Source organism: Halobaculum rarum, from assembly GCF_040025155.1.
In the GTDB taxonomy this organism is placed as follows: Archaea; Halobacteriota; Halobacteria; order Halobacteriales; family Haloferacaceae; genus Halobaculum; species Halobaculum rarum.
The window spans coordinates 451,529-477,641 of record NZ_CP157275.1 but is presented as its reverse complement, the minus strand read 5'-3'; the positions used below and the strand labels follow the sequence as shown (position 1 = coordinate 477,641).

Annotated in this window: 26 protein-coding genes and 3 pseudogenes; 11 read left to right on the top strand and 18 right to left on the bottom strand. The window is 62.0% G+C overall.

Annotated features, from left to right (window positions below; all coding sequences use genetic code 11):
* Positions 1–51 precede the first annotated feature (51 nt).
* The 4 genes and pseudogenes from ABJD39_RS02500 to glmU all read right to left on the bottom strand — a co-directional run.
* Positions 52–849, bottom strand: a pseudogene (locus ABJD39_RS02500) (ATP-binding protein); the annotation flags it as partial.
* A 25-nt stretch (positions 850–874) separates the two neighbouring features.
* Entirely contained in the window at positions 875–1,138 is a 264-nt protein-coding gene (locus ABJD39_RS02495; RefSeq protein ID WP_348611688.1) for a hypothetical protein, read from the bottom strand.
* Positions 1,116–1,718, bottom strand: coding sequence for a hypothetical protein (locus ABJD39_RS02490; RefSeq protein WP_348611685.1), 603 nt, complete (start codon positions 1,716–1,718; stop codon positions 1,116–1,118). Before ABJD39_RS02490 ends, ABJD39_RS02495 begins: the two co-directional genes overlap by 23 nt.
* A gap of 92 nt (positions 1,719–1,810) precedes the next feature.
* Positions 1,811–3,028 carry a bifunctional sugar-1-phosphate nucleotidylyltransferase/acetyltransferase gene (gene glmU / locus ABJD39_RS02485; protein WP_348611682.1) on the bottom strand — a complete coding sequence of 406 codons (1,218 nt, stop codon included), beginning with the start codon at positions 3,026–3,028 and terminating at the stop codon, positions 1,811–1,813.
* A 237-nt stretch (positions 3,029–3,265) separates the two neighbouring features.
* Between glmU and ABJD39_RS02480 the strand changes: the two are divergent.
* The 3 genes and pseudogenes from ABJD39_RS02480 to ABJD39_RS02470 form a co-directional block, all read left to right on the top strand.
* Positions 3,266–3,523 (top strand): annotated as a pseudogene (locus ABJD39_RS02480) (hypothetical protein); the annotation flags it as partial.
* Positions 3,524–3,817: 294 nt separating this feature from the next.
* Complete coding sequence (locus ABJD39_RS02475) at positions 3,818–5,059, top strand: glycosyltransferase family 2 protein (protein WP_348611679.1); 1,242 nt, start codon at positions 3,818–3,820, stop codon at positions 5,057–5,059.
* A gap of 924 nt (positions 5,060–5,983) precedes the next feature.
* The gene (locus ABJD39_RS02470; RefSeq protein ID WP_348611676.1) at positions 5,984–6,679 is read left to right on the top strand and encodes an NAD-dependent epimerase/dehydratase family protein; all 696 of its coding nucleotides are present in this window, start codon (positions 5,984–5,986) and stop codon (positions 6,677–6,679) included.
* 192 nt (positions 6,680–6,871) lie between these two features.
* On the opposite strand, the pseudogene ABJD39_RS02465 reads toward ABJD39_RS02470, so the two are convergent.
* A pseudogene (locus ABJD39_RS02465) lies at positions 6,872–7,207 on the bottom strand (UDP binding domain-containing protein); the annotation flags it as partial.
* A gap of 604 nt (positions 7,208–7,811) precedes the next feature.
* On the opposite strand from ABJD39_RS02465, the gene ABJD39_RS02460 reads away from it, so the two are divergent.
* Positions 7,812–8,315, top strand: a complete 504-nt coding sequence (locus ABJD39_RS02460; protein WP_348611673.1) for a metal-dependent hydrolase — start codon at positions 7,812–7,814, stop codon at positions 8,313–8,315.
* Positions 8,316–8,491: 176 nt separating this feature from the next.
* Here the strand turns inward: ABJD39_RS02460 and ABJD39_RS02455 are convergent, their stop codons facing one another.
* Together ABJD39_RS02455 and ABJD39_RS02450 are read right to left on the bottom strand one after the other, a co-directional pair.
* Positions 8,492–9,079, bottom strand: coding sequence for a hypothetical protein (locus ABJD39_RS02455; RefSeq protein ID WP_348611670.1), 588 nt, complete (start codon positions 9,077–9,079; stop codon positions 8,492–8,494).
* On the bottom strand, positions 9,079–9,477 hold the full coding sequence (locus tag ABJD39_RS02450) for a hypothetical protein (RefSeq protein ID WP_348611667.1): 399 nt from the start codon (positions 9,475–9,477) through the stop codon (positions 9,079–9,081). The genes ABJD39_RS02455 and ABJD39_RS02450 overlap by 1 nt, the downstream gene beginning before the upstream one ends.
* A 373-nt stretch (positions 9,478–9,850) precedes the next feature.
* On the opposite strand from ABJD39_RS02450, the gene ABJD39_RS02445 reads away from it, so the two are divergent.
* A complete protein-coding gene (locus tag ABJD39_RS02445) occupies positions 9,851–10,063 on the top strand; it encodes a helix-turn-helix domain-containing protein (RefSeq protein WP_348611664.1) in 213 nt (70 codons plus the stop codon).
* Positions 10,064–10,344: 281 nt separating this feature from the next.
* Here the strand turns inward: ABJD39_RS02445 and ABJD39_RS02440 are convergent, their stop codons facing one another.
* Positions 10,345–10,614, bottom strand: a complete 270-nt coding sequence (locus ABJD39_RS02440; protein WP_348611661.1) for a hypothetical protein — start codon at positions 10,612–10,614, stop codon at positions 10,345–10,347.
* Between the two features lie 219 nt (positions 10,615–10,833).
* On the bottom strand, positions 10,834–12,069 hold the full coding sequence (locus ABJD39_RS02435) for a Cdc6/Cdc18 family protein (RefSeq protein ID WP_348611658.1): 1,236 nt from the start codon (positions 12,067–12,069) through the stop codon (positions 10,834–10,836).
* A 318-nt stretch (positions 12,070–12,387) separates the two neighbouring features.
* Here ABJD39_RS02435 and ABJD39_RS02430 point away from each other — a divergent pair, with 318 nt between their 5' ends.
* Positions 12,388–12,735: a hypothetical protein gene (locus ABJD39_RS02430; protein WP_348611655.1), complete on the top strand. Its 348-nt coding sequence runs from the start codon at positions 12,388–12,390 to the stop codon at positions 12,733–12,735.
* Between the two features lie 370 nt (positions 12,736–13,105).
* Here the strand turns inward: ABJD39_RS02430 and ABJD39_RS02425 are convergent, their stop codons facing one another.
* The 4 genes from ABJD39_RS02425 to ABJD39_RS02410 form a co-directional block, all read right to left on the bottom strand.
* Positions 13,106–13,504 carry a PIN domain-containing protein gene (locus ABJD39_RS02425; protein ID WP_348611652.1) on the bottom strand — a complete coding sequence of 133 codons (399 nt, stop codon included), beginning with the start codon at positions 13,502–13,504 and terminating at the stop codon, positions 13,106–13,108.
* 6 nt (positions 13,505–13,510) lie between these two features.
* Entirely contained in the window at positions 13,511–13,780 is a 270-nt protein-coding gene (locus ABJD39_RS02420; protein ID WP_348611649.1) for an AbrB/MazE/SpoVT family DNA-binding domain-containing protein, read from the bottom strand.
* 116 nt (positions 13,781–13,896) lie between these two features.
* Complete coding sequence (locus ABJD39_RS02415) at positions 13,897–14,163, bottom strand: type II toxin-antitoxin system HicB family antitoxin (RefSeq protein ID WP_348611646.1); 267 nt, start codon at positions 14,161–14,163, stop codon at positions 13,897–13,899.
* Positions 14,164–14,261: 98 nt separating this feature from the next.
* On the bottom strand, positions 14,262–14,705 hold the full coding sequence (locus ABJD39_RS02410; RefSeq protein WP_348611643.1) for an ArsR family transcriptional regulator: 444 nt from the start codon (positions 14,703–14,705) through the stop codon (positions 14,262–14,264).
* A 126-nt stretch (positions 14,706–14,831) separates the two neighbouring features.
* Here ABJD39_RS02410 and ABJD39_RS02405 point away from each other — a divergent pair, with 126 nt between their 5' ends.
* On the top strand, positions 14,832–15,437 hold the full coding sequence (locus ABJD39_RS02405; RefSeq protein ID WP_348611640.1) for a hypothetical protein: 606 nt from the start codon (positions 14,832–14,834) through the stop codon (positions 15,435–15,437).
* 357 nt (positions 15,438–15,794) lie between these two features.
* Here the strand turns inward: ABJD39_RS02405 and ABJD39_RS02400 are convergent, their stop codons facing one another.
* Positions 15,795–17,606, bottom strand: coding sequence for an ABC transporter ATP-binding protein (locus ABJD39_RS02400; protein WP_348613685.1), 1,812 nt, complete (start codon positions 17,604–17,606; stop codon positions 15,795–15,797).
* Positions 17,607–18,223: 617 nt separating this feature from the next.
* On the opposite strand from ABJD39_RS02400, the gene ABJD39_RS02395 reads away from it, so the two are divergent.
* Positions 18,224–18,751 carry a DUF7342 family protein gene (locus tag ABJD39_RS02395; RefSeq protein WP_348611637.1) on the top strand — a complete coding sequence of 176 codons (528 nt, stop codon included), beginning with the start codon at positions 18,224–18,226 and terminating at the stop codon, positions 18,749–18,751.
* Between the two features lie 3 nt (positions 18,752–18,754).
* Positions 18,755–19,210, top strand: coding sequence for a hypothetical protein (locus ABJD39_RS02390; protein ID WP_348611634.1), 456 nt, complete (start codon positions 18,755–18,757; stop codon positions 19,208–19,210).
* 90 nt (positions 19,211–19,300) lie between these two features.
* Here ABJD39_RS02390 and aglM read toward each other — a convergent pair whose 3' ends face one another.
* On the bottom strand, positions 19,301–20,602 hold the full coding sequence (gene aglM, locus ABJD39_RS02385) for a UDP-glucose 6-dehydrogenase AglM (protein WP_348611632.1): 1,302 nt from the start codon (positions 20,600–20,602) through the stop codon (positions 19,301–19,303).
* A 107-nt stretch (positions 20,603–20,709) separates the two neighbouring features.
* On the opposite strand from aglM, the gene aglF reads away from it, so the two are divergent.
* A complete protein-coding gene (gene aglF / locus ABJD39_RS02380) occupies positions 20,710–21,438 on the top strand; it encodes a UTP--glucose-1-phosphate uridylyltransferase AglF (protein ID WP_348611630.1) in 729 nt (242 codons plus the stop codon).
* A gap of 193 nt (positions 21,439–21,631) precedes the next feature.
* On the opposite strand, the gene ABJD39_RS02375 is transcribed toward aglF, so the two are convergent.
* From ABJD39_RS02375 to ABJD39_RS02365, 3 genes are all read right to left on the bottom strand, one after another.
* On the bottom strand, positions 21,632–21,847 hold the full coding sequence (locus ABJD39_RS02375; RefSeq protein WP_348611627.1) for a hypothetical protein: 216 nt from the start codon (positions 21,845–21,847) through the stop codon (positions 21,632–21,634).
* Positions 21,847–23,244 carry a PKD domain-containing protein gene (locus ABJD39_RS02370; protein ID WP_348611624.1) on the bottom strand — a complete coding sequence of 466 codons (1,398 nt, stop codon included), beginning with the start codon at positions 23,242–23,244 and terminating at the stop codon, positions 21,847–21,849. The genes ABJD39_RS02375 and ABJD39_RS02370 overlap by 1 nt, the downstream gene beginning before the upstream one ends.
* 163 nt (positions 23,245–23,407) lie before the next feature.
* Entirely contained in the window at positions 23,408–24,361 is a 954-nt protein-coding gene (locus ABJD39_RS02365) for a glycosyltransferase (RefSeq protein ID WP_348611621.1), read from the bottom strand.
* A gap of 167 nt (positions 24,362–24,528) precedes the next feature.
* On the opposite strand from ABJD39_RS02365, the gene ABJD39_RS02360 reads away from it, so the two are divergent.
* Positions 24,529–26,091, top strand: coding sequence for a lipopolysaccharide biosynthesis protein (locus ABJD39_RS02360; protein WP_348611618.1), 1,563 nt, complete (start codon positions 24,529–24,531; stop codon positions 26,089–26,091).
* The last annotated feature ends 22 nt before the right edge of the window (positions 26,092–26,113 follow it).

The window sequence follows — 26,113 nt, the reverse complement described above, 5'->3', positions numbered from 1 at the left end:
TCGAGGGTGAGGGGGGTGCGTGAGTGAATCTGAGAGCGGCTGACAAGTTGCTTAGTGGGAGGTAACCAGATCGGACAGCCCATAGAGGAGTATGTCATCACGCGCGTCGGCGACTCGTTCAAGATCGTCGGTATACCCGGACCGGCTGAACAAGACGTACAGTGGTTCCCCATTCGGCCCCCCTTCTGACCACCGGACTTCCGACGAAGTTCGTTCGAGGTCAGCGAGGACACCTTCGCTCACGGGTCTGGAGGTGAACTTGCACTCACCGGCAACGAGTCCCTCGTCGGTGAGGCCGAGGACATCCAGTTCGTGTTCCTTGAACCACCACTGTCCGACGTCACGGAATCGGCGGTCCACGAGTTCCGGGAGCGCTCGCTGGCAGAGGCGTTCGAACAACGAACTCACGTAATCCGCTAACTCGGGTGCGACAAGTTCGTCGTATGCGTCGTCGTCGAGCATCCGAAGTTGGTCCTGGTTCCCATACACGAACCGGAACCAGAATCTGAATAGTGGTGCGGCGATGCGATACCGACCACGTTTCGAAGCTGTCGGCGACGCCGTCACGGGGATATGGCGTTCGACGAGGCGGAGTCGGCGAAGCTTCTGAAGGTACGTGCTGAGCGACCCCGAATCCACACCGGCCATGCCCGCGATCTCGTTCGGGGTGCGACGTCCATGAGCGAGGGCGCGGAGAATACTGAAGTACGTATTCGGCTGTCGGAGTTCGGTCCGGAGCAGGAATTCGGGTTCAGAGTACAGCAGGCCGCGTTCTGACAGGATCGACTGCTGGACGTTCGTTCCAAGCGACTGGGTGGGATCGATGGTCTGGAGGTAGTAGGGTGTGCCGCGCGTCTTCAGGCGCGGGAGGAGGTCAATCCGAACCCTCGTCAGAATCGTCCCGCGCGTCGGCGATCTCTTCGGCGACGTCTTTCACGTGCTGTTGATGGACAGCAGACGTCTGTACACTCTGGGCGGCCTCAAGCTGATCGTTCACGACGCTGTTCTGCTGTGGTCCCCATTTCTTCGGCGGCTCGGACTTGATATACTCGACCCAGCGCTTGACCGCCTCGATCCGCTCGTGGCGATTCTGCTCGTGTTTCGCGTCGAGGTAGTCAGGCACGTTTGAGTCGCTCATATTCGTCTTCGACGCCGAGGCGCGTTACCCACTCTTCGAGGCGGTCGAAACTAAGGCTTTCCTCGAAGAGCGTGTAGAGGTGGACTGCGTCTTCGAGGTCCTTCTGGGCACCGAGGTAGAGTTTGTAGGCGATCTGGAGTTCCAACGGACCGATCGGAATGGTCTCTCCAGCGATGCGAGCGGTGATCGAGTTCTCGAGGGACGCGCGGTCGAACTCATCACGTGGGAACTTCACCTCGAGGTGCGGGGTCACCTGGTCCTCGAGGGCAACCCAGATGTTATCACCATTTGACAGCATCTCGTACATCGAGGAGAGTGGCATCGCTGCACCCCAAAACCCCTCATCCTTCAGTGTCTCAGCAAGGGCTGCTGCTGTTTCTCCGTCGATGTCTTCGATGAAGACGTCGACATCTTCGGTCGAACGAGCGCGTCCGGCGAGAATTGAGACGTATCCTGCGATGTATACGTGGTCGATGCCGAATCGGTCGAGAATGGCCGAGAACTCGATCGCCAGTTCGTCGAGTTGGTTCGGCTCTCGGCTAACGATGAGCGTCTCGTCTCGGAGCTCGATACCACTCATACATGCATCTCGGCGGATGAGTGGATAAATAATCGGGGCAAACTGCTCGAGACCAGACGGACGCGCTGTGTGGCTTTCAGGCCGTTGAACGGTTAACTCTCAGTAGTCGCTTCAGGATCCTCCTTGAGGACTCGTTCCCCAGGAATCGTCCGTGCATCGGTGGCAAGTTTCACGCCCGCATTCAGGCTCGTTTGGATCCCCGTTTTGCCGCCGTCACCACAGACGACGCCGAACTTCCGACGCCCGGTTGAGACGCGTTCACCTTTCACGACCGACTGTACAGCCGAATCGTCGTGGCGAAGATTCGCGACGGTCGTCCCCGCCCCGAAGTTCACATCTCGTCCAAGGATGCTGTCCCCGACGTACGAGAGGTGCCCCACCGTGGCCCCCTCCATCAGCACGCTGTTTTTGATCTCGACGCTGTGGCCGACTTTCGCATCACGCCCGAGGAGCGTACGCCCGCGCACGTACGCGTTCGGACCGACACTCGCGCCCGATCGGATCAACGCAGGGCCTTCGATCACGACGCCCGCATCGACTTCCGCGCCCTCCTCGACGACGACCGCGCCGCGAAGGTCGGCATCCTCGTGGACGTCGCCGTCGATCCGACGCTCCAGTTCGTCGAGTTTCCACTCGTTCGCTTCGAGTAGTTCCCACGGACGTCCAACATCGAGCCAGCGGTCGAACGGAACTGCCGTGACGTGGGTTTCTGTACACGTGCGTTCAAGCACATCGGTGAGTTCGAGTTCGCCGCGTTCGCTTTCGCCGACATCGAGCCAATCGTGCGCCGCTGCGGGGAACACGTACGCGCCCGTGTTGATCAGGTCGGACGGCGGCTTTTGCGGTTTCTCTGTTACGCCGGTCACGCGTGTCTCGTCGCCCGACTCCTCCGTGTGGAGGACGCCATAGGCGCTCGGATTATCGACTCGATACGATCCGACGGCGGGCGCGGAGTCGTACAGCGTCCTCAGCGATGCGTGGTCGTACAGCGCGTCGCCGTTGAGCACGGCGAAGGGACCGTCCTCAAGTCGTGATGCGCCCTTGCGGACGGCATCGGCGGTACCGCGCTGGTCAGGCTGTTCGGCGAACTCGACGGGGACGCCCGCGAACTCGTCGCCGAAGTAGGTGCGCACAGCTTCTGATTCGTAGCCGACGACGATCACGAGACGCGAAGCGCCGGCCGCGACCGCCGCCTCCGCGGTGTGGGCGACGAGTGGTGTTTCCGCAACCGGAAGCATGGGTTTTGGACGCCGGTCAGTGAGTGGCCGCATCCGGGTCCCCTGCCCGGCGGCGAGAATGACGGTCTGCATAGCGGATGGAAGCTACGGCAGACGCAAATCGGTTGTGACTTCGAGTCGGCTTCTCTACAGAACTCAAGGCAGAGTGCCCCGAGGCTTGACCCCGGGGTATGTTCACCGTCTTGTACGCCACCAGAAAGAACCAGAATTGACTGACTGTGTGGCTTGACGGATTATTACGTGTAGACAAGATTTATTCCGTCCCTCACTCGAGCTCACGCCTGCCGTAGTGAGTCGAGAGCCATTTTGAGGAACTTGAACACGTACCATCTCGGCTCACGAACGACCACCTCAGTGAATCGCCCCGCGGATATCGTTGGCGATGAATTGGGAGTGGACTCGACGTATGAGTACACTGGTGGCGACCGGGGCTGGACGGTCGACGTCCCCAAGATGCGTCTGTCGATCGAGAACCTCGCCGCGCTCAGATGGGAGCCTCTAACCTTGAGTGATAAGGCAGTCCGCCTCGCGTGTACAACTGACCGACAAACTCATGAGATCCCGTAGAAGGGTCAACACAGTGGATTTGAGGAGGGTACTACGGGTTCAGTAGGTGCTTGTTGTGTCTCAAGATAGAACATCGTATATTTTTGTGAAGCTTTGGGACGTGGGACTTGAAGACAAAGACACACTTTTCTATCCCGTCTCTATGAAGATAGTATGGGACGTTATCCTCGGCCAGCGCGGAGTTCTCGGGTGAAGTGCATCGACTGTAATGCACCGGCGACCGAGACGGTCGACGACGCGTACGTCTGCGTCGAGTGCGGGGAGCGCGTCATCAACAGTCCGTAAGGAGCAACTATGTCAGGAGAGTCACTCAATCAACCTGGGGGAATCGGGGCAACCGATACGGAACCGGATGCTTCCGAGATACAGCACGAACAGCCAGCAGCGGAGTTGATCGTCGGGTCCGACAGCGAAATCCGACCCACGTTGAGCGTCGTGATGCCGACGCTCAACGAAGAAGAGGGGATCGCCGAGTGTATCGAGCGCATTCGGACAGCAGTAGAAGAGCTCCAAGTGTACGCGGAGATCATCGTCTCCGACAGCTCGACGGACCGCACACCGGAGATCGCTGAGGAGATGGGTGCGATCGTCGTCACACCCGACCAGCCGGGATACGGCTACGCCTACCGCTATGCGTTCGCACGCACTCGCGGCGACTACATAGCCATGGGCGACGCCGACACCACCTACGACTTCGAGGACCTCCCGAAGCTCATCGAACTCGTGGAGTCAGGCGACGCGGATATGGCGATGGGCTCGCGCCTCAACGGCGAGATCCGCTCGGGGTCGATGCCAACGCTGCATCAGTACATCGGCAATCCGTTGCTCACCGCGTTCTTGAACGCGTTTTACGGTGCCGGCGTCTCGGACGCCCACTCGGGGATGCGAGTGTTCTCCCGGGAGGCGTGGGACCGGATGGACTGTGACACGACTGGCATGGAGTTCGCCTCCGAGATGATCATGGAAGCGGGGGCGAAAGACCTCGAGATCGCCGAGCGGCCGATCGTCTATCACGAGCGGGAGGGCGAAGAGACGCTCGACAGCTTCTCCGACGGCTGGCGCCACGTCCGGTTCATGCTTGAGAACGCGCCGGGGTACCTGTTTTCGGTACCGGGTATCGTCCTCGGCGTCGTCGGTGCTCTGTGCATGGGCCTCGCCGTCAGCGGTGTCGAATTCAACGGTGCGGCGTTTGGCGTCCGGACGTTGCTAGCTGGGAGTCTGCTCATAATCTCGGGCGTCCAGATCGCGAGTTTCGGGATTTACGCGACGATCGCGAGCGATCCGATCCGCCGGCCGCGTGACCCGATAACCGAATACATGACGAATCAGTTTACGCTGGAAATTGGCGTCGCTTCAGGGCTGATCGTGTTCACAGCTGGCGCGGGAATCGCCGCTGGGACCGTGTTGGACTGGATCGTCTCTGGCTATCAAACTCCCCCCGCGATCGGAGTGAGCTTGATCGCGTTTACCGCCATCGTGGTGGGGATTCAGGCGGTGTTCGGGAGCTTCTTCGTCGGTATCCTCTCGAGTGCCTGAGAAGACCGGTTGGCTGTTTCAGCGACCTCTGATTCTTCTCTGCATTGTTCTATACTCACTTTCGGAGATTCTGAGCGATTTTAGCGATCTAGGCATCTGTGATGTGCGTTCAAAGGTCCGGCTGATCACGTGAAACCCGTAGATGCAGTGAACAGAACGGGTACGACAAACGACTGGTCCCACCCCGGTTCTGCTCTTGAACGCGCCGGAGTACCTGTTCGTCAGTGTCCCAGATCAGACTCTCGTCGGCGATCCCATCTCAGCGTGGTCGGCGGCATTACGGTCGAAGACGGTCACCCATGGAAACTCAACACTGTTCGCGAGTTCCTCACGAACAACCGGAACTGTACAAATCCTGGAACGGCGTACAACCGGTCACAGCTGATCGATGTGAACACCGGAATTCTATCCTCGGAGAACAGCAGACAGTCCACTCACCACTCGCCGTCGACGGCCGCTTGGTAGGCGGCGAGCGCGTCGTCCGTGACGCGGTCCCAGTCGTACCGGGCGGCTCGTTCGACGGGACCCGTGGGCGGACGTTCGCCGTCGAGAGTACGTGAAAGGACGTCCGCGAGATCGTCGACGGTCGCGTTCGTGAGCGATCAGCCGGCCCGTGAAGAGCACGTCGTAGCCGTGGTCGGGAAGTGGGGCGGCTCGGATCTGCTCGGTGTCGATCCCGCTCTGGACAAGTTCCATAGTCTCACGCGCGGAGCCGATGGCGGCGATTCAGTACCCAAACGTCGATCAATCTGGATGCTAGTTCTTCATATTCTATATTATTTCAGAACATATATGTAATTAATTCTATAGAATGCTTTGTCTGGCCGTATTGTGAATTAACGACGATTGCTAACGAATGTATCTGATTCAGCACAGACTAGCAGATGCACTGCAGGATATTGTCTTTCACGAAGCCCCCCCCTTGTGAGCGTCCAGCGCTCTGTCGAAGATCCGACTGACAGCCACGAGATCAACACACAGGTGACGCTCGGGTTGCTTGAGGCTGCTCGCGCCAATGACGTGCGAGTCGTCTGGGCGTCCAGTGCGGCGATTTACGGTCATCTCGAGTCCATCCCGACCTCTGAGACACACCCGAAAGAGCCCACCTCACCGTACGGGCTCGACAAACTCACGATCGACCACTACGCGCGGTTATATTCCGAGCTGTACGGGCTGGAGGCCATCCCGCTCCGCTATTTCAATGTCTATGGACCCGGGCAGGTCGCGGGCGACTACAGCGGCGTCATCAGCGTCTTCATTGAACAGGCGCTCTCCGGTGAAGACATCTCCGTTCACGGGGATGGTGAGCAGACACACGATTTCGTCTACGTTGACGACGTTGTCCGGGCGAACTGTGCGGCTGCGACAACGGACCTGGTTGGGAACCCCTACAACGTCGGTACCGGCGAATCGACCTCGATCCGCGAGTTAGCCGAGGAGATCCAAGAGATAACGGACACTCGTTCTGACATCGTTCATACGGACGTCCGCTCGGGCGATATCGACCACTCGAAAGCGGACATCACACGGATGCGTGATCAACTCGAGGTCGAGCCGACAGTTTCGCTCCGGGAAGGGCTTGAGCACACGATCGAGTGGTACCGAGAATCACGAATGTAGCGCGCCTCCACAGGCCAAACTCACCAGTTGAATTCGACCGCTGTGTCTGTACATCTGGGTGGCCACCGTCTGGGCCCGCATGCGCTGATGGTAGTATCGTCGGACAGGCGAAGCTTGTTCAATCTAGCCGATAGTATCGAGTCGATCACCCCGCTATCGATAGACCGTCGATAAACCCGTACCCATCTCAGATTACCACGTCAACCCCTCATACGTCAGCCCGTCTCGACGCTCGATCACACGACGACCGTCGACCACCACAGAATTCGCCATCGCGTCGAACTCCGAATCGAGCGCGGCGAACTCATCCCAGTCAGTAACCACAGCGGCACCATCAGCGCCGGCGAGCGCGCCAGCAGCGGAGTCGGCATACTCCAAGTCGGGGAAGTGCTCACGCATTATCTCTGTCGCGACGGGGTCATAGGCGACGATGGTCGCACCTCGCTCCTGCAACGCCTCGATCACGGAGATCTCCCGAGAATTACGAACGTCGTCAGTTCCCGGCTTGAACGCCAAGCCTAACGGTGCCCACGGAGGTATTTATTATCCGTTCGGGAGTAGACTGGATACGAATTGATGCTTGAATCGCGAACCTCTCGTATTGTTACGCTTGGCGTACTTTTGCTAATGCTATTCGTTGCATTCGTCGGCTATGGGATGCTCACGCCACAGCCTCAGGCGGGCCGCTATCCCGGCGCTGAGGACGTTGTCCAACACACGGACGACTATCTCGGTGAGCACGTCGTTGTGTCCGGAACTGTCGTCCAAACAGACCCAGTGGTCATCCAAGACGAATACACACACGTTCAAGCGGGCCAATTTGTTCGTACTTCATCTCGATTTACTGTGACTGACGTTACACCACCCCCTTCCCGGGGGGCAACGATGCAGGTGTACGGCACGCTCACCGACAGGGGGACTGTCCGTGCGATCAATACGGTCGTCGTCCCGGCCGGCAACTACCTGTATATGTATGTGATCTCTTTCATCGCTGGTCTGTGGGTCCTCCTCCGCATACTCCGACAGTGGCGTCTTGACTGGCGACACGTTCGTGTCGTTCCCCGTTCAACACCGCTCACCATACGAACCGCTCTAACATCTCGACTCCCGACCAGCGAGGAGGACAATACGGATGCCTGACCTGCTCACCCACGCGTTCCTCGCGTATACGGGGGGCTTGGTTCTTTCATGGCGTTACGACTGGATTACGTCACGCTACGTGACTGTGAGTATGGCGGGGGCATTCATTCCCGATATCGCGAAGATCGACCTCCTCATTCCGAGCGACCGTGTGGCCGCTTTGTTGAACATTCCCTTCAGCTGGTTCGGCGTCCATACTGCTGGTGGGGCGTTAGTCGGCGTCCTGATCGGAGTCGTTGTCGTTCAATCGACAGAGCGCATTCGTGTATTCATGCTTCTGTCACTCGGTGCCGTTACCCATCTCATCGCGGACGCGTTCCTGATTAAGGCATATGGCCATTCGTACCCACTCCTGTGGCCGCTCACCGCGTATGCGCCACCAACGCCTGGGCTCTACCTGAGTACCGATATATGGCCGGCGATCGTGACTGGTACCATTGCGGTCGGAGTCTTGGTGATTGATCGTCGACGTACCACGACAGCGACCACGGAATGAACTCGTTCACCACACGATTCCGGGTCCGTGGCCGACGAGTCACTCAGATACTAGCACACAGTTTCACGGAGAGAATGCCATGCCCGCCACTCTCGAACACATTCATTCTCGTTCTACCGATCTGAATCGAACGCCAACGGGAGCCACCACGAGCGACTCCCTGCTGACTTGGTGGCCTAGACCTCCCCATCACCCCCGTTCGCTGTGGTGAAGGAGTTCACAGCATCATCCAACCCGTGAACTGCTTCACAGTCGACCAGCAGCGCCTTCTGTTTGCGCTTTGTCCCACTGCCAGTTTTGACCTGGCGACTCTCGCGAATCCGGACCCCATCGACATCGGCAGCGATCGCCTCAACGAGGTCGTAGGCGTATCGACGCGACACGCCGGTACAACCACGGATCTCTGCCGGCGTCACTGCCACCTTCCCGGTCCGGTCGGCTTTGTTTTGTGCGAATGTGAGGACAGCCGCGATCTTCTCGGCTTTCGTCGACGTGTCCGACTGGCGAGTGACGAGGTCCACCCGTGCTTCAAGCTGATCGAGGCGGTTCCCATGGGCTGTGACGCGCTCGCCGAACGCCGCACCAACCATGGGGAACTCGTCGATCGTCTCGACGTCAGTTGCCACCAGTGACCGGATGGTCCCTTTCAGGAGCGGGAGATCGCGATTCGTGGCGGTCTCAAGCGCCGCCTGCATGGCTGCAAGCTGGCGTTCGAGCGCGTCAACCCGTGCTCGAAGCGAGTCTGGTGTCTCCGGATCCTCCATCACGGCCGCGCCCCCTCCGTCAGCGGACTGAATGCGCGGACGTCCACCGCACCCAGACACAGGTGGTGGCGTTGTTCGCTCGTGATCGCTACCACATCGAGGCGGGCCTCGACAAGCGTCTCACTCGTCCCCAACGTCGGCGTCTCGATCTCGTCGACTGCACACGCCTCACAATAACAACGCGTGAGTAGCCACTCCGGGTCGTCGGCCGCCCGATACGCATACACCCAGAGGTGGTCGCCCTCCTGTATCGCTCGCTTACACGCGCTACAGATCACGTCCAGGGTAGCTAAGCCGACCGGCAGGCCGGTGAGCGTTTGGTGAAGCGTCGTCTGTACCGTTCGATGCGTTCCCTCCGCCTCAGGCTGGTCCCACGGATGGACGTAGTCGTCGTTCATCGCGTGAAGTCTGCCCGCTCTTCGGCGGTAGTATTGGCAGGCGCTGGGAGCACGTAGTCACGATCGGGATTGAAGCACACGAAACAGGGAAGCTCCGTGCTCGTTGGACCGGGACACCACTCGGTGGTGCAACCGGTCAGGCTGGCGGTATCTTCTTCTAGGGTACCGTTCGTAGTGTGCATTGCTTCTCACTCCGAGAAGCGCGGTCGGGTGCTCCAACACCCGGCCATTTCATGACCGATAGACCGCGCTCTCGATCTTACCTATGAGGCTACAAGGAGTTAGATATTACGAATCGTTTATCTAATACGCGTATTTTCACAGCCGCTCCATAGATCATATTTTTGGTCGGCTCACGACCATAACCTCAATAGTGGCGCTAGATTCAGAACAGCTCAATCCATCCGACCAAGTGATTCTCGACTGCCTTAATGAGGGCAGATGCACAGCAGCATATATCGCTCAGGAAACGGGATACTCTAAGGGGAATATTAGAAACAGACTTGTTCGACTTGTCGAACACGGCTATGTAGCCCAGCTCGGCGGCGGCCTCTACGAACTTATCGAAGATCCGCGCGAGGCCTAACCACTACCTGCGAAACGGGCACAACAGCCACACGATGAGCAAGTTCCACGTGTACGTGAACGACGCGATCACTGCACCAGCACCGTCGTGCGATGGCGAAGCTGCACCCCGTACAGTCCGTCCCGTCTGCACCACGTGCCTCTCCCGACCGGGGTGCTCACACTCCCTTGCAGTCCACGATCAGCCGTCACGCATAGCCGGCCGAGCACGGTGGCCGTCGGGAGAAAACATCGCACACCTGCTCTTACAGGCACCGTGTGTGGAAGTGGGTGCTCGGAGCGTCACTCCTCATCGTCCACCGCCTCCCGATCGTAGTCCCCAGTGATAAATCTGCGCCAGTTATCGAGCCGCGTGTCCTCCGCATCGTCGCCAGTCGCTTGGGTCAACAGCCGGTGCTGTCGGATGAGTTGTGAGAGTGTTCGGATCCGCTGCAGCTGCAGCGGCTCGTTGTCGGGTGTGAGCCCGTCGGCACGGGCCGCCTTAATCCGCTCGTTGAGCGCGCGAATGTTCTCGACACTAATCTCGATAACTTCTTCTCGTTCAGTTGCCATAGAGTGTCATTGAATCAAGGCTTCCAAGCGATATACCTCAATGGTCACAACCGGACATGTGGATACTATGATGCACCTAAGAGGCACGGGACACCCTGTCGCCAGCCCGCTTGTCGACCACGCCCCGACGCGAACAAAGGGCTAAGACAGCCGCTGTCGGGGCTATGCCAACCGAACCGTCCGTTTTTCTTCCCCACCGACCACCCACTCGCGCGACGGTCACTCCGTGACGTCGGTGGACAGTGCCATGGGGTCGGTGTGAACGGTCGCGTCAAAATACAATGGAATCGCCGCCCGCACCCACTGCGGTGCGAATGTCGTCTTGATCTGTTTGATGCGCCCCTCTCGGCCACGGGAGTTGATCCATGTCTCCACGAGGCCCATCGTCTCTAACTCGGTCAGGATGTTGCGTACCGCCCGCTCCCCCAACTGCGTACTCTGTGGCGCGTCGGGGTCGGCAAGCGCCTCTACGACCTCGTTTGTCCGCACCGGTTGTTTGATCGCGCCACCTCGATCCCAGCCCGTGATCCCGACCAACACCAGGAAGTGATTCAACGGTAAGCCAAGTAATTTCTCGGTCACCGCCGCCTGCTCAGTCGCCTCCAAGTTCACCTCCACACACTCTCGCGTCACCTGGTCGAGTTCACGCTCAGTCGCCGTCTCCCCAGCCTGGCGAAACAGCCGTAGCGCCTTGCGGGCATCGCCCCAGCGCCGCGCCGCCTCCCGCACGCCATACTCACGTACTTCTTCAGGTATCGCCCCGTCGACGAACGCCTGGTCGAGTTGCGGTGTGACGATCGCCTCCAGATCCACCATCCCATACGGCGGGAAGTACACCTCCTCGCCGTCCATGGCGCTTTGGACCCGACTGTCCAACCGCAAGTCCACCTCCAACAACTCGTTACTGATCATAATCACCGAGAGGTTGAGCCCCCGCTTGAGCTTCCCCTCGCCACGCAACAACCGATAGAAGAAGTCGTTGGGGTCGTAGTTCGAGTCCTGGGTGAGGTGGTCGATCTCATCGAGGATGAGGATCGGCCACTCGGGATACGCCTCTAAGGCGTCCCAAATCCCCTCGAAGACCCCGTCGATCCCCTCGTAGGCGCCTTTCTTCTCCCCAGCGAGCTCGAAGAGGATCTCGTTGGCGGCACTGAATAGCGTGCGGCACTCCTTCAGATTGACGTACTCGACGGCGACGACGTCGCTCCGGGCGGCGAACTCCCGACACACCCGGCGGGTGGTCAGCGTCTTGCCCGTCCCGGGCGGGCCGTAGATCGACACCGTCGTCGGGAGATACCCCTCGTGCACGCCGTTGAGGAGGCGTGCCAGCTTCGATTGCTGGGCGTCACGGGCGACGATCTCCGCGGGCCCGGCCAGCGGGTCGAGCGCCCGCTTGTCGATAAAGAGGGTGTTGTCGGGGGCGGTCGTCTCGAAGAGGTCGTCGTAATCGGTCATTGGGGGCTGGGTTCCAGCGGAACTACGAGTGTGTATCTCTTGAGTATATCGCCGGTACCTCGTCATTGACGCCAACCCCACACGCCGTCGTGGCACGGACTCGGGATGTTTGCCGGGTCCTCATGGGCCGAAGCAACAACCAGACCGCGGAGAATCGCGTCGCTCCCGCGGTGCCGCGGGGGTTACTACTTGGGGCAGTCCACCATGACGACGAGCCCGTTCGCATGTGGGTCACAGGCGACTCCGTTTCGACCGGGCAGCGAACGTTCGGGGTCGTCCGAAGAAATAGCGTGAAAATCGGGATCCAGACGAGCCTGAATGCCCGGCGTAAACGTCGGCACCGATGAACGGACGATCCTCAGCAAACGAATTCGCAAAGAGGACCACGAGAGCATCAACGCTGAGAATTCGAGGAGAGGATATTTGTGGGCATTCACCACATCGGTCACTATGGCTGGCTTCCAGAACCGAAGCGACCTGCTCCTCCTCGATACGGGGAGCATTATGATGCTGGTGTTCGGAGCGCTTTCGCTCCTGATCGGTACAATCGTCGGCGTCGGCTTGCTTCTTGGCTCAGTATCCACGCCCCTGCTTGGGACGCTCGCACTGTCGGTGATACTCGCGGTCGACGGGCTCGCGCTCATTCTACTGAGCAGGCATTGTTGATCCTGACACTCACAGAGTGGCAAGGCGGAAGCCCACGACTTCAGTCGTGGGTTACCAACGCACAGGACTGACTGGAGAACGCCTGTCGACGTGACGGCGACGTGAAATCGCCGTTCAGGCCACCATCCTATCCAGTGGCTCACACAGACCGGGTGCGCCTCACCTGAATGAGTTTTGCCTTGAGTGGAGTCTCTTGTGAAGGCTGTGAGCGACGTTCTTGCCCGCGTTGAAGACTTCGTTCAGCGCGAGGCCGCCACCCTCACGGTCGACCGGAACACGGAGTGATTGTTTGGACGACGATTCACGACTGTGACGGATTGGTGTCTCGGACCTATCGATCACTCGGCGCAACTGTGCCGTGCCCCACCGGTTACTCGCCGGCGACCTCGTCGAGCGGGACACGCTCGACACCGACCGAATCGTACGCCCGGTCTGTCGAAAGGACGGCCTCGCCTTCGATGTGGGCGATCCCGGCGTGGACAGCGTCAAACGGTGTAAGCTCCTCCTCGTCGATGAACGCCGCCGCTGCGAGGAGCGCGTCCTCATGCTCGTCTGGGCGGACGGGGACGAGCTCCAGGAGATTCGGGATCACTTCCGTGACTGGGAGCGTGTACTCCCCGGCCGCCTCGTCGTAGAAGTAGACGAGAAACTCGGTGTAGGTCGCGATCGATGTGTGGATGTCGTATTCGTCAAGCGCCACCTCGGCGTCCGCTTTTAACCAATCGGATGGTTTCGCGAGGGCAAACAAAAAATCGCTTTCGACGTACATCCGGGGTTACTGTGCCCCGCCTGCGGCGTCGATCTCCCCGCGTTCGGCCGTGATCTCCTCGCGAGCCTTCCGCCGCGCTTCGGCTTTCGCCTCATCCGACGGCGTCCCGTCCAGGCGGTCGCCGATGGCGTCCTCGACGGCAGCGAGGGGATCGTCGGCGATGGGAAACAGCGCGACGTGGGTCGGGAGCTCGACGATCCGATACTGGTCGCCGAACCGTTCGCGGACGTCCTTCGGGAGGTAAATCCGCCCGCGGTCGTCGGTGTTCGTTGCCATAGCCAAGTGTACGTTCACGCTATGGAAAGGTCTTTCCCGTATTTGTCTCGACTTTCCCCGGCGTCGCGGTCGGAAATGACCGTTCACCGGAGAAGTCGTGCGTGACCATCGCCGCGTTACTGCAGGACGTCCGGCAGTTCGCCGTCTTGAGAGCGCGCGACCTCGGGATCGACGCCGAGCGCGCGAATTTCCTCCTCGGTGGGTTCGTGCCCGCCCTTGCCGCGCACGGCAGCCACGACATCGTCCAGAGCGTCGAGTGCGGCGTCGCCTTGTGCGGTCACACCGACTGTCTGGTCCCGGGCGGTCCACTGCCCATCGGGATTTTCGACGAGTCGAATCTCCCGGGTAGCGCCGTCCGCGCCGGCGTCGCTGGTACTCGCCATAGACGCTAGTACCCCGGGCAGACGGAATATCAGTTCGGGTCACCAGCCGCAGTTCACGAATGCCACGGCGAGTGTCTTGGGACGTACGAGACAGGTCTTCAGGCGCGGGAGGAGGGCACATCCGGGCGCGGCATCTCCTCGATCTCGCGGATGCGGTCCGTCTTCTCGACCGATTGGTACTGTCGTTTCCAGGCGTTTTCCGGGAACAGACCGTTCTTGTCGAACAGTTTGCGAGCGGGCTCAGTGAGTCGGTAGAACTTGAAGGGGTAGCCTCTGACACGGTTCCCCACCTCTAGTTCCACTTCCTCAACAACCCCTACATCCAGTAGCGTCTTCAGATGCCGACGGATAGCGTCGTCACTCAGCGGGGGATTCATATAGTCCAGTTCCTCCACGGTCGGGAGTCCGTTCGGATGGCCGATAATGTCCGCGAGGATATCGGCCCGCTTCTTATCAGTGGCTTTCTGGAGTGCCCTCCAGGTATTGAACTCCTCGCGATCCTCAGTAGGGGGATCGTCAGCCTGCGGTGGGACGTGGCTCATAGAAGCAGATATGTTCCCCACCGGCATAAACACTTGTATCTAAGTGAGGTTAGTATCACAACTAGTTCCACAACTGATTGAACAGTGATAGCGCAATTAAAGTGGTGAACAAACCACTGGACAACTATGGATAGTGGCGGTAGATCGGGGGACGAAGACGAGGGTGAGGGATCACAGATCCCGGATGAAGACGAGCTCATGAACGGGATTGAGAGTATCAGTCTGACGCCGACCGAGCATCAGCGGATCAAGGACCTACTCAACGGTGACCGGCTGAATCGAATCAAGCGGTTCGACCGCCGATACCTTGTCGTCGGGGCGGGTGGGGATTCAGCGGCAGCCGAGCGCCGGATGATCGTCTACGATCTACTCGACGAGCGTGGTGATCCCCCGGCTATTGCTACCCGACTGGAAGAGTTCGGCCTCACCCCGGACGATATCCGTTTATGGGGACGAGTCTTCGATATTCTCTGTGGGGAGGCGACACACATTGTCGCAGTGATCGAAGATTTCGACGGCGGCTACGTCTGGGAGCTGGGCCTGCTGTTCGCACCGGAGTACCGCCAGAAGGTGTGGGTTCTGAAACGAGCATACGAGAGCGAAGAGGAGGAACGCAGGCGATACGAGAACGGGATGGCAGCTTCACATATCAAGTTACTCCTGACGGGAGAACAGAGCGTTGAATGGTGGGATGTTGAAGACCTGAGGGCAATGACAACCAGGATTCCGTGAGCTACCCCACCCTCAAGTGCGAGCCGTCAGGCGAGCGGTAGGGTGGGGTAGTTCACAGCGATCTCTCCGATCGAATCGAGAATACCCAACGCGACGATTGGGATCGTGTGTCCGGTGACGCGCGCGGGGGCGACCTCGCCGAGCTGTGGAACCGAACCCGAACGAAGACCGAGTACAGGCTTGGTATCGCTACGAAAGAACAGGTCGAGGAAATGTACCGGCTCGCCGCGACATCTACCGACACCTCGTCGATATGACCCGGGTGTCACACGAGTGTCTCTGTTATCACGAACACGAAACCAGCCTGAGGAACAGCCCGCAGTCGTCTCGTGCACGGCCCCACCCGATCTCCGACGTTCACTCGCCTCCCAAGAACGAACCGACCGAACCCTCAGTCTGCCCGCCCCACAGCGCGGCATACCGCCCACCGACCGCCAGTAACTCCTCGTGTGTCCCGCGCTCTACGATCCGACCGTCGTCGACGACGAGGATGAGATCCGCCGTCTTGACCGTCGAGAGCCGGTGGGCGATCACCAGCGTCGTCCGGTCGGCGGTGAGCCGGGCGAGTCCGCGTTGGATGAGCGCCTCCGTCTCGGTGTCGACGGCGCTGGTCGCCTCATCGAGCACGAGGATCGCGGGGTCTTGCAGCATCGCCCTGGCGATGGCGAGTCGCTGGCGCTGTCCCCCGGAGAGCTTCACGCCGCGCTCGCCGACACGCGTGTCGTACCCGTCCGGTAGGTCGACGACGAACTCGTGTGCCTCCGCGAGTCGAACGGCGTCCTCGAGTTCCTCGTCGGTCGCATCGAAGGAGCCGTATCGGACGTTCTCAGCGACGGTGCCGTCGAACAGGAAGACGTCCTGGCTGACGTAGCCGATGTTGGACCGGAGACTATCCAGCGAGAGATCGCGTACGTCGACGCCGTCGACGTGAACCTCCCCGGAATCGACGTCGTAGAGCCGGAGGAGCAGCTTCGCGGCCGTCGACTTCCCCGCGCCGGTCGGGCCGACGAACGCGACGGTGTCACCGGGCTCGGCGGCGAAGGAGAAATCACGGATCACGGGTCGGTCGGGAAGATACGAGAACGTCACGTCGTCGTACTCGACGGCGCCCTCGAGGCGGTCACGAACGATGGCGTCCTCGCGATCGGTGACGGTGACCGGCTGTGCGACGAGGCCGACGACGCGCTCGGCGCTGGCGCGTGCGTTCTCGTAGCTGTTGACGATCCGGCCGACGCCTGAGAGCGGGTCGACGAATCGCTGGGTCATGAACAGAAACGTGACGAACTCGCCGACGCGCAGCGTGCCCGACAGCGGCTCCGGCGCAGCGCCGACGAGCCACAGCCCGCCGATCAGGAACGTCGCCGCGAACGCGAGCCCCGCGAGCAGGTCCATCGACGGCTGATAGAGATACTCGAGTTTGGCGACGGCCCACGTCCGCAGATAGTACTGCCACGAGCTCTCGTGAATGCGGTCCGTCTCATGGGCCTCCGCGTTGGCGGTCTTGATCACCTCCATCCCGGAGAGGTTGTTCTCCAAGCGCGTGTTGAGGTCGCCGACGGACGCCCGCAGCGCGCGATATCGGGGGCGGATCGAACGCATGAACCAGAGGGTGAACACGCCAAGCGCGGGGACGAACACCAGTGTGACGAGCGCCAACTGCCAGTTCAGGCTGAACAGGATGACCGCGATGCCGATCACGGTCGCAACGAGTTGCAGCGCCGACGAGACGGTCGTCCCAAGGAACATCCGGAGGTTGCGCACGTCGTCGTTGAGGATGGCGAGCACCTGCCCGGTCTGTTTGTCGTCGAAGAACGCCATGTCGAGGCGCTGCATCGCCTCGTAGCTGTCGACGCGGATGCGGTGCTGGATCCGGTTGGAGAACAGCGACAGCGCCGCCCCGTTCGTCCACGTGAGGACGACCGAGGCCGCCAGCGCCGCGACGATGATACCGACGGACACCCACACCTCGGCGGCCTGCGTCGTCGGGAGGAACTCCGCAGGAACGAACGGCAGCGTGTACGCGACGTCGTCGTTGAACGTCGCGTCGATGGCGACGCCGAGCACCAGTGGGGGCGCCAGACTGGCGACCCGGCCGAGGATGCTCGTGAGCACGCCCACGACGAACAGCGGCAGGTCGGCGCCCGCGTATCGCGCGAACAGGTCGCGCAACGGGTCCCCCTCGACGGAGAACTCAAGCGCGTCCTCGGAGTCGTGACCCCACGGCGGCGGACTCACTCACCCTCCGGACCGTCGGAGGCGACGGTCCATCGAACTGCGATCATTCACCGTGGGTAAGGGTCAAGCGGACATAACCGATTCGGCGAACCGACGCCGAGATCGGCCGCGTGGCGTGTCGAACGCGCGGCCGCGTTCATCGGTCCGACAAGCGCCGTCAGATCTCTCGGACTGGTTGGATGATACCGACCCGTCACCCGTCGGCTTCGTCGATCAGGAGGAGGTCGGCGTACTCCGCGGCCGACGAGGCCATCGCCGACGCGGGCGTGCTCACCGAGGCGAGCATCGACGATCTCACGGACACTCTCGCACGCGCCATCGACGGCGAACGCCCGCTGGCGGAGCCCACAGAACGAGCCGCCCGATACGGGTGGACCGCGTCGCCGACGACGCGCTCGCCGCCTACCGAGCGGCCGTCGACGGTACGTGGTGAACAGGCCGGTCCGCCACCAGTCGGAGCCCGCTAGCGGTCATGACGTGCCGCCTGATCGGAGTTCGGTATAGAATTACTCGACTCAATCTATATGAAGACAGAGCGTAAAGATGAAGCCATGGGTGAGGATACCGGGCTCCGGGATCAACAGACTACGGGTGAAGACCGTGTGCGGATGGTCGCCCGGCAGCTCTCGGAGCCGCGGACGGCCAACTGGATCGCCTCGGAAGCGGGCTGGTCACACGAGCCGACCACGCGCGTCCTCGAACGCCTCGTCGAAGACGGTATTCTTCACCGAGATGACGACGGTACGCACACCACGTACTACCCGGACTATCGTCGCCAGGCGATGCAGGAGGCGATGCGCCTTCGAGACAGCGGGCACACTGTCGAGGAGCTCACGGACAGCATCGCCGACATGAAGCGGCAGATCCGCGAGTGGGGGGACGAGTTCAGTGTCGAGTCACCGAACCAGCTTCGCGGGACACTCGCCGATGAGTCCCTCGACGCCGGCGAGGAGGACCGCCGCCGTGAGATCGCACGTGAGTGGGAGCACCTTCAGCGGCGCATCGAGATCGTCGGGTTCGCCGTCCGCGAATGGGACTTCCTCGCCCCGACGAACAATCCCGCTGAGGCCAGCAGCTAGCGGATGTCGGTCCCGCATCCCGGTGGTGACCCGAACGCGAACCTGTACACACAGCTAAAACGGGATGTTCTCGATCGCCTACCACACGTTTCCGCGGTCGAGTATATTCCGGACGATCTCGAAGCCAGGCGGCTACGAGCGACGTTTGATCCGACCCGTCTTGATCCACCAACAGGCCCGGATTCGCCGGAATTGACCGTCAAGTGGTATCGACAAGAGCCACACGATTGGTTTCGCATCAACTACTCTGACCCGAACACAGGATATCACGCTGGCTGGCACCAAGACGAGGACCACCCCGATCTCGGACGGGCACACTTCCAGTACGCGGTCGCCGATGACGAGGACCGGTGGGGCGTCAGGTTCGAACACGAGATACCCTCGCTGATCCTCTGGGAGATCATCGAGGAACTGCTCGAGGATGTTCGTCCGAACTACCAGTACGCGAACGAGGATTGAGATTCCCTCCGCCCGAAGGCGGGGAATCGGACACAAACGGGAAAGGAGTGCGCCAATTACAGCCGTTCACGCGTATTCAGTAGTCAATACTCACCACGTCAACCCCTCATACCTCAGACCATCCCGACGTTCGATCACACGACGACCGTCGACCACCACAGGCTCCGCCATCGCGTCGAACTCCGAATCGAGCGCGGCGAACTCGTCCCAGTCTGTAACGACAGCAGCACCGTCAGCGCCAGCGAGCGCGCCAGCGGCGGAGTCGGCATACTCCAAGTCGGGGAAGCGCTCACGCATGTTCTCTGTCGCGACGGGGTCGTAGGCGACGACGATTGCTCCCCGCTCCTGTAACGCCTGGATCACGGGGATAGCCCGGGAATTACGAACGTCGTCAGTGCCCGGCTTGAACGCTAGCCCCAACACCGCGATCCGGGCGCCGTCGAGGTTCACATCCTTTTCCAACAACTCGACGAGTCGCTCAGGCTGTCGATCGTTCACTTCGACGGCAGCGTTCAGCATCGCCGGCTCGTACCCGGCAGCCTCGGCTGCAGCGATGAGCGCGTTCGTATCCTTCGGGAAACACGACCCACCCCATCCCAACCCGCTTCGAAGGAAGCGCTCGCCGATCCGGTCGTCGAGACCGATCGCCTCGGCGACCTCGTAGGTGTCGACGCCGAAGGCCTTGCAGATGTTGCCGAGGTCGTTGATCAGGCTCACCTTCGCGGCGAGGAAGGCGTTGTTGGCGTACTTGACCATCATCGCGGTCGCCGGGTCGGTCCGAACGACCGGTGCGTCGTGCTCGGCCAGCAGCGGCGCGTACACGTCAGCAAGTAATTCAGCAGCCCACTCGACGGTCGTCCCGAACACGATCTTGTCGGGCTCGCGGAAGTCCGACACTGCGGTCCCCTCCCGAAGGAACTCCGGGTTCGCGCCGAGGGCGACGCGGTCGCCGCCGTCGCCGGCGAGTGGTTCGCCCAGCCCGGTCGCGAGGGCGTCGGCGACTTCGGGGAGCGACGGCGGCGCGACCGTGCTCTTGACCACGACGAGATGGCGACCGTCGCCGCCGGCGAGCGCCTCGCCGGTCATCTCGGCGGCCGCACACAGCGCCCCCGTGTCGATGCTTCCGTCCTCGCGTGAGGGCGTCTGGATCGCGAGAAACGTCACGTCGCCTGCTTGAACGCCGTCGTAGGATGTCGTGGCCCGCAGCCGGCCGCCCGCGTGCTCGGCGACGAGGTCATCGAGTCCGGGCTCGTGAATGGGTGCACGGCCGCCGTTGAGCGCTTTGACGATCTCCTCGTCGATGTCGATCGCGGTCACTTCGTGGCCGAGATCCGCCAGCGAGGCAGCCAGCGTCGTACCGACGTAACCGGAACCGACGACGGTGATTCGCATATCGACGGGATGTGGACCGACTCACATGAGCGTTCTCGTCCGGTCACGAGAACCCCACGCGTCAACGAGCCGAGAGATATATACGGTGCCAACCGAACCCCTCTCCCATGCAAGCAGTCGTTCTCGCCGCAGGCGAGGGAACCCGACTCCGACCGCTGACCGAAGACAAGCCTAAGGGAATGGTCGAGGTCGACGGAGCGCCGATCCTCACGCACTGTTTCGATAATCTCGTCGAGCTCGGCGCGAGCGAGCTCATCGTCGTCGTGGGGTACATGAAAGAGAAGATCATCCAGCACTACGGCGACGAATACGAGGGCGTCCCCATCACGTATGCCCACCAGCGCGAGCAGAACGGGCTCGCTCACGCCCTCCTCACCGTCGAGGAGCACATCGACGACGACTTCATGCTCATCCTCGGCGACAACGTCTTCGAGGCGAACCTTCAGGACGTGGTCCGCCGACAGGCCGAGGACCGCGCGGACGCCGCGTTCCTCGTCGAGGAGGTTCCGATGGAGGAAGCCTCACGCTACGGCGTCTGTGACACGAACAAGTACGGCGAGATCGTCGACGTGGTCGAGAAGCCCGACGACCCGCCGTCGAATCTCGTGATGACCGGCTTCTACACGTTCACGCCAGCGATCTTCCATGCCTGCCACCTCGTCCAACCGAGCGACCGTGGCGAGTACGAGATCAGCGACGCGGTCGGGTTACTGTTGGAGAGCGGCCGAACGATCGACGCGATCCCGCTGGACGGCTGGCGGATGGACATCGGATACCCGGAGGACCGCGACGAAGCGGAGCGCCGGTTGAGCGGCGAGGCGGAAGCCGAAGCCTGAGGTGTAAACTACCCTACCCTACTTCGCTCGGGGTCTACGGACCCGCTCGGTCGTTGAGGGTAGGGCTTTCGCGTGGACTATCCGGCGGGTGAAAATGGCGAACCGGATGTTCAGTGATCTGGGTAGACGCTTCCCGTTCGAACCAGAACTCGAGTCCGTTCTCCCGGTAGTGGTACGTGTAGGCGCCGTTCTCTCACCACTGGATGTCGAAGTACCCACCAGCCTGGTGGATTTCGGGGGCGAGTGTCACTCTCTCCTCTCGAATCCTCCCCCGGTTCTCCGTGAACTCGCCGTGCTGGGTGTGGCGAAACGTGGCCTCGAGGAAGCCTTCGCCGAGTTGGTTCGCGATCGTGTTCACGCTGGTGCGGATCGCCTCCGAATCGAGAGGTGACCCGCTGCCCATCACCATTATGATCCGTCGACCGTCGCCCCGGTCTGCCAGAGGTAGATCAGTCGCTGGAGTGTCTGTCGGTTGATCGTCTCGCCGCCCGTGTCAGGGACCGCCTGGTCAGTCTGCCACCAGAAAATCGCTTTCTGGACCTCCTGTCGCGAGATCTGGGTGTCGTCGCCGGGCCCGGTACTCGCAACCGCCTCGGCGATCGTCTTGGAGTCGGATGCCGATTCCTCGACGGTGATCGTCTCCGTGACGGAGTCGGTGTTGTCGGCGGCGTCAGTCACCGTCAGCGTGACCGAGTACGTTCCCGGTTCGTCATAGGTGTGGTTTGCCGTTGCCCCGGTAGCCGTCGTCCCATCGCCGAACGACCACTCGTAGGAGACGATCTCCACATTGTCGGTAGAGTCGGCCCCGGACACTGTCACGAGGTCGTCGACCGTCACAGAGGTGGGTGCGTCGAGACTAGCCTTTGGGGGCGTTGTGTCTTCGACCTCGATCGAAACGCTGGCGGTGTCCGTCTGCCCGTCGTCGTCGACCACGGTCACATGTGGTTCGACCGTTCCCGTCGCGTGATACGTGTGCGTGTACGTCGCGGTCGATGTCGTCTCGTCAGTGACTCCGTCGCCGTCGACGTCCCAGCGGTACTCGACGATCCCCTCGTCGTCGGTCGACCCGCCCGCATCGAGCGTGACCTCGTGACCGATCTCGACGGTGCTCGGCGCGTCGAGCACCGCGTCCGGCCCGCAGGAGGGCGTGATCGTTACGGGATCGTCCATCGAAAGCTCGACAGTGTCCGACGTACTCGTTCTGAGGATCCACGCCTCCGTCTCGTTTTGGCCCCAGCGCCACGATGCATACCTGTCAGCGTCCTCGTTGAAGCCGGGCCGAATGACGATCTCGTAGGGCTCCTCGCTGTCGAGGCCGCGGAACGCCGCGCCGTCGCTCCGGCCGGGTGCCCACACCCAATCGATGTGGGCCGTAGTCTCGCCGAGTTCCCAGTTGTCGTCCGTCCCGCTGCCGTAGTAGTCGTCCCGCTCTGCCCAGACGCCATCGGCGGGAAGGCCGGTGATGTCGAACGTGATCGTGCCGCCGAGCTCACCGTCGCCCAGCTTGTCATGGAGGAACACGAGGCTGAGTCCATCGCTCCCACGGTAGATGAACAGCTGACTCACCTGCGATTGCTGGAGGTCGGTGGTGCCGTAGGAACTGTACTGCGCGCCGTTCTGATACCGGTAGTCGTAGTAGTCAACGACGGTCTCAGATCCATTCCCGTACGGTGTCGCCGAATAACACGCGCCGTTCTGGCTGAACCCGACAGCGCTGCCGTCCGCGCTCGTGACGGGAGAGAAGGCCCCGACTCCGGCAACGAGTAGGACGACCACGACCGTGAGCGTACGCCGTCGTCCGATCATTGTGCTTCCACTCGGCGGTCGTGACGAAATCCGATTCGACAGGTATTGCTCCGGCGGGTCATAGCCGATGGAGAGGGTCGGTGGACCTTTGTTCTGAGTTCGGTAACTACGGAGTAGCCGAATAGTACTCGCAAATTGCCTCGGATCTTGCCCCCGAGACGGGTCACTCGTCCGTCGACCGATCGCCAGCCGGGTGATCCCGCTCCAGGCGTGCTGCGAGCCGCCCTACGAGCGTACTCAGCCGTACCAACTGCTCAAGGACATAGAACACTCCCAGCGTACGGAGCGAGAGGGTGCTTCCGGCGCGAGCCTGGACGTCTCGGGCAGACGCCACGAGTTGCCGCGGCGAAACCGTCGGCAGCACGTCGGCGAGGCCAACCCCTGTTTCTTCGTCGTCGAACCGTTCGGGGTGGTCTCGCCGGCGTTGATGGAGTCCTCGGCCGATCCTGACGTACTTCCGGACGAGCCCGGCGGCCGAGCGTGGCGGGTGATACATCGTGACCGACGGCACGAAGACCTGGTCGAACCCGGCGTCGGCGACCCGTCTCCCGAACTCCGCGTCCCCCGAGGACTCCAGGCTCGCGTCGAACGTCCCGACCAGTTCAAACACGCTCCGGCGGACGGCCAGACAGCACGTGGGCGCGAAGTCGCCGTTCTCGAGGTACCGTTCCACCGGGAACTCCCTCACGTGGTTGTACGCCACGACCGGACCGTCTTCGACGGTCCCCTCGATCTGCACGTCGAAGCCGGCGTAGTCCGCGTCGGCCATCGCCTCGCGGACCGACGCGAGCCACCTCCGATCGACCGTCATATCCGCGTCGACAAACGCGATAACCTCGCCCGTCGCCCGTTCGATCCCCGCGTTTCGTGCCGCATACGAACCTTGGATATCATCCTCGACGCCGAGCGTCACGAGCCCCGGGTTCCGCTGGCGGTATTCCCTGATGACGTCCTTCGTCCGGTCAGTCGAGCCGTTGTCGACCGCGAGCACCTCGTACTCGGCGTCGGCGACCGTCTGGTCGGTCAGCGCGCTCAGGGTCCGGTCGATGCCCTCGGGATCGTTGTAGACGGGAACGATCACGGACACGGTCGGCCCGCCATCCCGTTCGGAGCTCATCACTGTCGATCGGCCGGAGATTCGACGACGCTGGCCATTAGTATCGTCCGGCTATCCTTTTCGCCGCTGGCGGTTCGGCCAACTCCCGAGACGGGCGATCTCCGGGCGGAATGTGCGACAGAGACACACGGGTTGAGTGCGGTTTGACCCCCCGGGACAGGCGGGTTATGACTGTCGTTACTTTCGGCGCCCGCCGGGAGCACATCGACGTGTCGCCCAGATCACGGGTCCGCCGGTGGGCGCGGCTCGTCGTGCGCCTCTTCGCTCCGGGCGAGTCGCTGGGCGAGCGGGTCGCCACGGGAGGGGTCTGGCTGTCGGCGCTCACAGCCGCCGACCGCCTCGTCCGGCTGGCGATGCTGGTCGTGCTCGCCCGGCTGCTCTCCCCCGAGGCCTTCGGCGTAGTCGGGCTTGGGCTAGTGGCGGTCGCCGTCCTCCGCAAGGTACTCCGGCTCGGGTTGGACGAGGCGCTGATTCAGGACGAGCAAGCGGATGTCGACGCCTACCTCGATACGACGTGGACCCTTACTGTCCTGCGGGGATTCGCGCTCTGGGGGATCGCCTCGCTGGCAGCCCCGGCCGTCGCGGACACGGTCGGCGAGCCCCAACTGACTGCCGTCCTCCCGGTCTTGGCTCTCTCGTCGGTCGTCGGCGGGTTCCGGAACCCCGGCGTCATTTACTTCCGCAAGGAGCTCGCCTTCCACCGCCAGTTCACGTACTCCGTCAGCGGAACGGTCGTGCAGGCAGCAGTCGCCGTCTCCGCAGCCCTTGCGTGGGGGACCGCGTGGGCGCTGGTTGCCGGGCTCCTCGCGGGGTCGGCGGCCCGGACGGTCGCCTCACACCTCCTCCACCCGTACCGCCCTCGGCCCGGGTTCGACCCGGCGGCCGCACGCGAACTCCTGGGGTACGGCAAGTGGATCTTCGGGTCCGGGATCTTACTGCTGCTCTTGAACCAGGGGGACGACGCGATCGTCGGCTGGCTGCTCGGAGCGTCGGCCCTCGGGCTGTACGGAATGGCGTTCCGGTTCTCGAACGCGCCCGCGACCGAGGTGAGTCACGTGATCGCGAAGGTTACCTTCCCGGCGTTCTCGAAGGTTCAGGACGATGTCGAGGAGCTCCGCGAGGGATTCTTGCGGACGGTCCGGGCCGTCGCGTACCTCTCGTTCCCCATGGCGGTCGGCGTCGCGGCGGTCGCACCCGTGTTCGTCCAGGCTGCCTTCGGTCCGAAGTGGCTCCCGATGGTCGAGACGATGCGCGTGCTCGCCCTCTGGGGAGCGCTGCGTGCGCTCGTCGCCGTCGTCGGACCGCTGTTCAAGGCGACCGACCGGCCCCACTACAGCACCGCCCTGCAGGCCTCTCGGCTCGTGATCGTCGCGGCGCTACTCTATCCCGCGACCGTCGCCTGGGGGACGGTCGGGACGGCGGCCGCGCTCGTCGCCAGCGCGGTGATCCAGAACCCGATCGCGTTGTTCATAGCGCTCCGAACCGTGGACGCCTCAGCGAACCGACTGCTTCGATCGCTCGCGCTCCCGACCGCCGGCGCCCTCCTGATGGGCGGGACGGTCGTCGCTGCGAGTCGGACGCTTGCGCCCGCCTCGCCGTTCATTGAGCTGGCCGCGCTGGTCACGATCGGCGTCATCGCGTATCTTGCCGTCCTCGCCGTCGGTGTCCGGCTGTTCGACGTCGGTCTCGACCGGGACGTTGCGTCGCTCCGCCGCGCGCTTACGGGCTGACTCGTGTCCGAACAGACCGGGA